This is a genomic window from Arthrobacter sp. E70, assembly GCF_058266945.1.
Map to the genome: position 1 here is coordinate 263,783 of NZ_JBYQFR010000008.1, position 8,365 is coordinate 272,147.

An 8,365-nucleotide genomic window follows, 5' to 3' on the forward strand; every position below is an offset into this window, starting at 1 on the left:
CAGCCGGCAAACGACGGCGGCACGCGCCTGCGGTGGGAACCCCACCAATGGCGGGTGCCGCCGTCGCCGTTAAGCGGCCATCCCGGCCGGCCCTTTCCTGCGTGGTTGTGCTACGGGCTGTAGAACTGACTGGCTAAGCTGGAGCCATGACTATTCTGTTCAATTTCCTGGTGTTCCTGCACGTCGTCGGCGCCGCCATGATCGTTGGCTACTGGATCGCCACCATGCGTGAACCCACCGTGCACCCGCGCCAGCGGGACGGCGCCTTCCTGCAACTCCTGACGGGCGTTGCGATGATGGGCCTGATCCCGTTCCTGCCCGACGCCAACCCCAACTACGCCAAGCTGGGCATCAAGCTGGTCATTGCCATTGTGGTGGCCGTCCTGACCGTCGTGGGGACCCGCAAGGCAAAGACCGGACAGCCGGTCTCCACGGGCCTCGCGCACGGCGTGGGCGGCCTGGCGCTGGTGAACGTCGCCCTCGCCACCCTCTGGCAGTAAGGCAACCCGAGTGGTCATAATCCTCTGACAGCGGACACCCTGTGCGCCGGAGGGGCGTGGTCCCTAGGATGGACAACGGCGGGGACCGGCAGCAATAAACCGTGCCGGCCCCAAGACGAAACGATGTGAGGAGTGATCATGGCAGCAACCCGTTCAGCAAACGCTGTATGGAACGGCAACCTGACGGAGGGCGCGGGAACCACCTCCCTGGCCACCTCGGGCCTGGGCACGTTCGATGTCACCTGGAAGGCACGCACTGAAGCGGCCAACGGCAAGACCAGCCCGGAGGAACTCATCGCCGCCGCCCACGCGGCCTGCTTCTCCATGGCCTTCAGCAACGAACTGGCAAAGGCGGGCCACACGCCGGAGGAAGTCCGCGCCAAGGCCGATGTCACCTTTGTTCCCGGCACGGGCATCACCGGCAGCCACCTGACCGTTTCGGCCAGGGTCCCCGGTATCTCCGAAGACGAGTTCCAGAAAATCGCCGGCGAAGCCAAGGTAGGCTGCCCGGTATCCGGCGCCCTGGCAAGCATCGACATCACGATGGACGCCACGCTGGAGTCCTGACCCGCACCTGTCGCCTCTGCGAAAAGGCCCTGCCCGCCGGAACGTTGTCCGGTGGGCAGGGCCTTTTCGGTCCCCGGCGGCAGCTGGTCCCTGGCGGCAGTGCTGCCGGAGGCGCCTGCTAGCTTCCCTGGCTGCGGGCGGGCAGGGGCGCCGGGCGCAGCCGGCGGTACCCCTCACGGGCCGGCGGACGGTCGGTGGGCAGTTCCTGGATCATTTCCTTCAGGGCGCTGATGCCGTATTCCAGCTGGGGATCGCGGCCTGCGGCGTACGCGTGCGGCGGGAACGCCACTTCGATGTCCGGGTCCACGCCGTGGTTCTCCACGCTCCAGCCCACACCGCCACCGAACCAGGTGGCGTACCGGGGCTGGGTTACCCCGGTGCCGTCGGCCAGCGCGAAGCGGTTGTCGATGCCCACCACGCCGCCCCAGGTGCGGGTGCCGATGACCGGTCCGATTCCCCGCAGCTTTGAGACCTGGGTGATGATGTCCCCGTCGGAACCGGCAAACTCATCGGCAAGGATGATCACCGGTCCGCGCGGTGCGTGGTGCGGATACGTCCGGGGCTTCTCGCCGCGCGGCATGCTCCAGCCGGTGACCTTCCTGCCGATCAGTTCGGCAACAAGCTGCGAGGTGTGGCCCCCGCGGTTCCGGCGGACGTCGACAATCAGGCCGTCCAATGCGGTTTCGGTGTCGAGGTCGCGGTGCAGCTGCGCCCAGCCGTTGGCCATCATGTCCGGTATGTGCAGGTAGCCGAAGGTGCCGTTGGAGGCTTCCCGGACCGTCCTCCGGTTGCCGGCCACCCATTCCTGGTAGCGCAGACGTTCCTCATCCTTGACGGGCACGACGGCGACCCTGCGCTGGGTGCCGGCGGCAGGGCCGTGTGCCGGGCCGTTGAGGAGGGTCAGCTCCACGGCGCGGCCGGCGGCGCCGACAAGCTGCATGGCCGGAGTGACGCTCCCGGACAAGGGGACGCCGTCGATGGCCAGCAGGATGTCCCCCGCCTTTGCCCCGACGCCCGGCCGCGTCAGGGGCGAGGTTGCCAGGGGGTCGGAGGACTCCCCGGCCAGGATTCGGGTGATTTCCCATCCGGCGGCGGTGTGGGCGAGGTCTGCGCCCAGCCGCCCCTGGCCGCGGCTCCCGCGTTCGGTCACGGCGGCGGGCCGGACGTAGGCGTGCGAGGTTCCCAGTTCGCCGTGCAGTTCCCACAGCAGGTCCACGAGGTCGTCGTGGGATCCCAGCCGGTCCACCAGGGGGCGGTAGCGGGCGTGGATGGATTCCCAGTCCTGGCCGGCCATGTCCTCGGTCCAGAAAAAGTCGCGCTGCAGCCGCCAGGCTTCGTCGAATGCCTGTCCCCAGACGCTGACGGGGTCCAGCATGACCCGGATCCGGCCCAGGTCCACCTTGACCACCTTGCCGGATTCCTCTTCGGCCTTGGCGTCGGCCGGGACCACGGTGACCTGTTTGTCGCAAACCAGCACCACCTTGCTGCGGTCGCCGGAGAGCCGGTAGCTGTCCAGCGAATCCACCAGGGTCGACTTCCTGCGCTGCGCGATGTCGTACCGCACCAGGCTGGGGCGGGCGTCCTTGTCCTCCTGGCTGGCCTTGCCGTCACCGGTGACGCCGGCCAGGACGGAGTCGAGCCACAGCAGCGCGCCGTCAACGGCCTTCAGCGAGCTGTAGTTGCCCTGCGGCACCGGAACGCCAATCACGCGGTGGGCCAGTCCCTCCGCATCCACATGGACGGCGTCTTCCCCGCTGTTGGCCGCGCTGCTGCCGCCAGCCTCACTTTCGGCTTCCGGCTCCGGGCCGGCGGGGTCAACCGAGGGGCCAAAGGGCGACGGCGTATCGGAGGCGAGTGCCACCAGGTAGGGCTTGATGGGACTGGGGAAGGAAAGGTCGAACGAGTGCCCGTCGTAGACGGGATCGAAGCTGCGGTTGGACAGGAAGGCCAGGAATCTACCGTCCGGGGTGAAGGCCGGGGACGCGTCACGGAAGCGGCCGTCGGTGACCTCCACCGGTTCGGCAGCCAGGTTGTCCACCGTGGCAAGCCGCAGTCTGCTCCGCGACCCGAAGGACGTCACCGGCTCCGACCATGCCAGCCAGCGTGAGTCCGCAGACCACGCCAGCTCGGAAATGCTGCCTTCGCCGATGCTGGCAACCTGCGAAAGGTCCCCGCTGCGTGTGTCCACCACGTGCACGTCGCCGAATGAGGTGCCGAGGGCGATCCACCGGCCGTCCGGGCTTGCTTCCAGGGAACTGGCGCGCGCGGGCGTAGGCACGCTGATGCCCCCTCCCACTACGGCGGACTGCGCGTCTGCCACGGACGCCGAGGTATCCGGGGCAACATCGGCCTGCTGCTCGTCGTCGGCCGCAGCGTGACTGCTGCTGTGCCCCGCGAGGACTGCAGCACCGGACGCGGGCACCGGCTGTGGCAGCTGCACCGGTTCCTGCCCCTCCGCGGATCCCGGAGCGTGGCCTGGTGTCGCCGCCGAACTCCCAATGCCGGTTTGCGCGGTAACGTCATTCTTCGGCGCGCCTGCGGTGCCCTGCAGGACAGGAGCGGCGATGTCCTTGATGTGCAGCGCCTCAACGCCGTCGTGGTCTGCGATGTAGGCGACGCGGCCGTCCCCGAGGGGCCGCGGCAGCCGCCCCCGGACGCCGGGCGTGGCCTCGATGATGCGGGACGGGCCGTCCTTGTGCCGCAGCCAGTGGATCGTACCGTGTGACTCGACAGCGCTGGCGGCGCCGGTGCCGTCCGGAACCACCGCTCCGAGATGTTTGGCGGCATCGAGGAGCGCGGGCCGCCGGCTCTGTGAGGCCGAGCCGAGGGTGATGTCGAGCTTGACCGCGTCCGAGCCCAGGTCGTGGAGGACCCAGAGTTCACCTGCGGACTCGAAGATGACCCGCTTGCCGTCTGTGGCGGCGTGCCGCACGTAGAAGTCCTGGTGGTCAGTGTGCCGGCGCAGGTCCTTGCCGCTGGGCAGGACCGAATACAGGTTGCCGTAGCCCTCGTGGTCGGACAGGAAGGCGATCCTGCCGTCCACCCACAGGGGGTCGGTGAGGTTGCCCTCGAGGTCCGGCAGCAGCCGGTCGAATTCGCCATTGCCGTCGGTATCGATCCACAACTTGCCGGCAGTGCCGCCACGGTACCGTTTCCACCACGCCGGCTCACGGGACAGCACGCTTCCCAGCACCACCGGGCGCTCATCGCCCACTTCCGGTCCGAAGGCTACCGATTCGACCGGCCCGTACGGCAGTTCCTGCGCCCAGCCGCCGTCGAGCGGCACGCTGTAAGCGTAGGTATGCCGGCTCTCCGCCTGGCGGAAGGCGCTGGTGACCACTACCTCCCCATGGGCAGTGAAACCCTTCACCTTGGTGGTGCTGTGGCCGAAGTAGGTCAACTGGCGGTAGCCGCCGCCGTCCACCTGCGCTGAAACGACCTCCGGAGCCGTTCCCTGAACAACGCTCCACACCAGGCGTTGGCCATCCGGGGTGAAGCGCGGGTTGCGGGCAGGGAGCTGGAGTGAGGAAACACGCCAGGCCCTGCCGCCGTCCAGGGGCGCAATCCACACGTCGTCCTCGGCCACGAAGGTGACCAGATCGCCGTGCACATGCGGAAAACGGAGGTAGCTCGAAGAGGTCATCGTTTGATCATAGTCAACCCTCCCCGGGGCCGCGGGAGGTGCCGGGAGGCCGTGGCCGTGGTGAGATGGACCATGCGCATCGTCATGTCCGGCGCCTCCGGGCTCATCGGCACGTCCCTGTCCAAGGCCTTCCACGACGCCGGCCACTCGGTGGTGACACTGGTACGGCGCCCACCCGCCCATGCGGCCGAGATCCGCTGGGACCCTGCGACAGGATCCCTGGACCCGCACGCACTTGCCGGCGCCGACGCCGTCGTGAATCTTTCCGGCGCCGGGATCGGGGACAGGCCGTGGACGCGGAGGCGGGTAAGGGAACTGTTCAGTTCGCGGCTGGGGCCAACCAGGACCCTCGTCCGGGCCATGTCGCAGCTGGATTCCCCACCGAAGACGTTCATCAGCCAGTCCGGTTCGGGCTACTACGGTGATGCCGGCAATACCGTTTTGCGCGAAGACGCGCCAGCCGGTTCCGGCATCCTTGCCCGGATTTGTGTCGAGTGGGAGCAGGCTGCCTTGGCGGCGCCGTCCGGGGTGCGCGTCGTGACGCCGCGTACCGGGATAGTGTTCAGCCGTTCGGGCGGGGCCCTGGGACGGCTGCTCCCCCTGCTGCGCCTTGGCCTCGGGGGTCCGTTCGGCAGCGGCCGGCAGTTCTGGCCCTGGGTAACACTTCCCGATGTTTCAGCCGCTTTCCTCTTCCTGCTCGACTCCACGGTCACTGGCCCGGTCAACCTGTCCGCCCCCGAGCAATCGGACGTCAACACCACCGTCGCGGCCCTGGCGGGCGCTCTTCACCGGCCGGCTGTGTTCCGCGTGCCTGCCCCTGTGCTGCGCACCGTGATGCCGGGCCTGGCCGAGGAGCTCCTGCTGTACAGCCAGCGCATGGAGCCCGCGGTCCTTTCTTCCGCCGGTTTCCAGTGGCAGCACAGGGAACTGGAATCAGGGGCCCGCTGGGTGGCAGGGCGGCACAGCGGGGGCCGGGGCTAGTCGCGTGGGAGGATTGCTCGCGGGAGGATTGCTCGCGGGAGGATTGCTCGACGTGCAGCCGGAGCTTAGCCGCCGGGCAGGATCTCGCTGATCCTCCACTGCTCGGCCACCCGCACCAGGACCAGCCTGAGCCGTTGGGCAGCGCTGGGAGTACCTGCTGCCACCTCCGCGCCGCCGCCATCCACCGTCCGGTAGGCGGAGGTGGCCAAGGTCAGCCCGACCACCGCGCGCCCTGGGCTTGCCCCGTCATCGACCGACAGGTCCGACACAGTGCTGGTGAATCCGTCCAGCCGAAGGCCCGCACCGTCCAGCTGCCCGGCAAGACGCTGATCTGCCGCAGCTGCGGGTGAGCCGGGCGCGTTGACCGCCTCCAGCAGCTCCAGGCTGCCACTGCTGAGTGCATGGTCCCGCAGTGCGGCCATTCCGGTCACGGCCAGCAGCGGATCTGTCGACCGCGCTTGCCGGCGGACACCATCGAGGCCGGCAGTATCGGTCCGCGCCGCGTCTGTGCTGCTCCGCTTGCTGCTGGTCTCATCGTCGCCGCTCGTTCCTTCTTCGGCGACCGGGCCGGCAACCAGTGACGCAGCCGGCTCGGGACGGGAACCGCCTGCCGGACCGCCGGGTGCGGTGCCGGCTAGCGCCGCGAGCCACCAGATTCCCGCTCCAGCTGCCGCCAGGACCGGCACGGCGGCGGCGCGCAGGACCGGTGCGTTGGACCACGCAGAGCCACAGGCACGGGAGTCCGCGTGCTTTCCACGGGCGGGGACGGTACGTGCCGATTGCGGAAAGGGCATCCTCGGGGCCGACGGCGCCCGCCGGGTCAGGCGGCACGTCGCCCGCCGGAACATGCCACGAAGTTTGCCCGTGAGCCCGGCGCCGGAGTCCCGCCCCGGATCGTGCCGGCGGGTCAGCAGTTCGGGAATCACAGAGGGGTGGACGGCATCAGCGAGGTCAACCGGCAACGGCGCGGCGCTGCGGTACACGGCTGTCGCCAGTGCCATGGCCGTGGGCCGCTGCCGCCGGTCCTCATTGAGCCCGGCTTCCAGTGCCAGGGCCAGTTCCCTGGGAACGCCGGGAACCAGCAGGGAAAGCGGCGGCCGCTCGGCGGTGCGGGCCGGCGCCTCGCCTGTCAGGCAGAACCAGCCCAGGGCTGCTGCCGCATAGACGTCCCGTTCGGGCTGGAGCCCGGCACGCACGGCATCCACGGGTGCCGGGTCCAGGAAGCCAGAGGTGCCGGGAAGCTCCGTGCTGCCCGGGTCCCCGATCATCCGGGCAACACCCACATCGGAGAGCATCGGCTTGCCCTGCCCCGTGAACAGCACGTTCCCGGGCGCTACGTCTGAGTGCGTGATGCCCTTCCCGTGCAGGTAGCCAAGCGCCTGGGCGATGGGAGTCAGGACCGTGACGGTCTCCCCCACGCTGATCCTGCCGCGGGCGCCCAGCAGCTGTGCCAGCGAACCACCGGCGGCGTAATCCATGGCCAGGGCCGCAGCGTCGCCGGAACCCGCCAAAGGGACGGCATGGTGCGACCTGATGAGGTGCGGATGGTCCAGGACCGACAGGATGCGGATCTCCCTCCTCATGTCGTCCTCCGTGATGTGGGAGCTGCCCCTGACCCTGCTGCCGCCAGTCCGGAAGCACTTGAGTGCCACGTCCCGGCCGGTCCGCTGTTCCTTGGCCAGCCACACATCAGCGCTGCCGCCCCTGCCCAGCAGCCGGCCGACGTCGTACCCCGGCACCTCAGGTGCCTGTGCATCATCCATGGATCATGTCTAACGGAGTTTCCGTCCGGCTGCAGAAGTTATCCACAGCCCCGCCACAACAGTCACAATGGGAGCGGGCGGTGAGCTTGGACACTAAACCGGGCCGCTGCGGCTGCGGGGTCTAAGCTGGATGCCATGACTCTTGAGTTTTCACAGCTGGGTCTTGCCCCTGACTTTGTCGATTACATGGACGGCTGGGATGCCCAGCGCGAACTCCACGACAAGGTTGTCGCCGGCGCTGCCCCCAGCACCGTCCTGCTTTTGGAGCACGCCGCCGTCTACACCGCCGGCAAGCTCACCGAGGACCACGAACGGCCGTTCGACGGCACGCCTGTCGTTCCGGTGGACCGCGGCGGAAAACTGACGTGGCACGGGCCCGGACAGTTGATCGCCTACCCCATCCTGAAGCTGAAGAACCGCTCCGGCATCCGGGATTACGTTGAACGCCTCGAAGAGATCATGATCACCGTCCTGGCGGACTACGGCATCAATGCCGAGCGCATCAAGGGCCGCGCCGGCGTGTGGATCAAGGCCGACGCCAAGGGCCCGGACCGCAAGATCGCCGCCATTGGCATCCGCGTCCTGAACGGCGTCACCATGCACGGCGTCGCCATCAACTGCAGCAACGACCTCGCGCCATATGGCCAGATCATCGCCTGCGGCATCACCGACGCGGGGGTGACCACGATGTCCCTGGAGACAGGCCAGGACATCCATCCGGCCCACATCGTGGACCGGTTTGTGGAGGAATTCCGCAAGCACGAAGAAGCATTGGTTTCGAGCCCTGAAGGAGCTCTACTGTGACATTGGCACCTGAAGGCCGGAAGATGCTGCGGATCGAGCAGCGCAACGCTGCCGTTCCGGTCGAACGCAAGCCGGAGTGGATCAAGGCCAAGGTCCAGATGGGGCCT

At 68.5% G+C, this 8,365-nt stretch carries 6 protein-coding genes and 1 pseudogene; 5 read left to right on the forward strand and 2 right to left on the reverse strand.

Annotation, left to right across the window (positions count from 1 at the left end; all coding sequences use genetic code 11):
- The first annotated feature begins 146 nt into the window (after positions 1-146).
- Complete coding sequence (locus AC3IMC_RS12725; RefSeq protein WP_490918909.1) at positions 147-500, forward strand: hypothetical protein; 354 nt, start codon at positions 147-149, stop codon at positions 498-500.
- Between the two features lie 138 nt (positions 501-638).
- Complete coding sequence (locus tag AC3IMC_RS12730; protein WP_221387530.1) at positions 639-1,067, forward strand: OsmC family protein; 429 nt, start codon at positions 639-641, stop codon at positions 1,065-1,067.
- Positions 1,068-1,185: 118 nt separating this feature from the next.
- On the opposite strand, the gene AC3IMC_RS12735 is transcribed toward AC3IMC_RS12730, so the two are convergent.
- Positions 1,186-4,710 carry a S41 family peptidase gene (locus AC3IMC_RS12735; protein ID WP_490918910.1) on the reverse strand — a complete coding sequence of 1,175 codons (3,525 nt, stop codon included), beginning with the start codon at positions 4,708-4,710 and terminating at the stop codon, positions 1,186-1,188.
- Between the two features lie 72 nt (positions 4,711-4,782).
- Between AC3IMC_RS12735 and AC3IMC_RS12740 the strand changes: the two genes are divergently transcribed.
- Positions 4,783-5,691, forward strand: coding sequence for a TIGR01777 family oxidoreductase (locus AC3IMC_RS12740; RefSeq protein WP_490918919.1), 909 nt, complete (start codon positions 4,783-4,785; stop codon positions 5,689-5,691).
- Between the two features lie 65 nt (positions 5,692-5,756).
- Here the strand turns inward: AC3IMC_RS12740 and AC3IMC_RS12745 are convergent, their stop codons facing one another.
- Positions 5,757-7,454: a serine/threonine-protein kinase gene (locus AC3IMC_RS12745; protein ID WP_490918911.1), complete on the reverse strand. Its 1,698-nt coding sequence runs from the start codon at positions 7,452-7,454 to the stop codon at positions 5,757-5,759.
- A 126-nt stretch (positions 7,455-7,580) separates the two neighbouring features.
- Between AC3IMC_RS12745 and lipB the strand changes: the two genes are divergently transcribed.
- Together lipB and AC3IMC_RS12755 are read left to right on the forward strand one after the other, a co-directional pair.
- A complete protein-coding gene (lipB, locus tag AC3IMC_RS12750) occupies positions 7,581-8,258 on the forward strand; it encodes a lipoyl(octanoyl) transferase LipB (RefSeq protein WP_490918920.1) in 678 nt (225 codons plus the stop codon).
- A pseudogene (locus AC3IMC_RS12755) lies at positions 8,255-8,365 on the forward strand (lipoyl synthase); the annotation flags it as partial. The gene lipB and the pseudogene AC3IMC_RS12755, both read left to right, overlap by 4 nt.

Bases quoted from the DNA above. Each gene is read 5' to 3' on its own strand.
- AC3IMC_RS12725 (WP_490918909.1), top strand. From the start codon at position 147: ATGACTATTCTGTTCAATTTCCTGGTGTTCCTGCACGTCGTCGGCGCC.
- AC3IMC_RS12730 (WP_221387530.1), top strand. From the start codon at position 639: ATGGCAGCAACCCGTTCAGCAAACGCTGTATGGAACGGCAACCTGACG.
- AC3IMC_RS12735 (WP_490918910.1), bottom strand. From the start codon at position 4,710: ATGACCTCTTCGAGCTACCTCCGTTTTCCGCATGTGCACGGCGATCTG.
- AC3IMC_RS12740 (WP_490918919.1), top strand. From the start codon at position 4,783: ATGCGCATCGTCATGTCCGGCGCCTCCGGGCTCATCGGCACGTCCCTG.
- AC3IMC_RS12745 (WP_490918911.1), bottom strand. From the start codon at position 7,454: ATGGATGATGCACAGGCACCTGAGGTGCCGGGGTACGACGTCGGCCGG.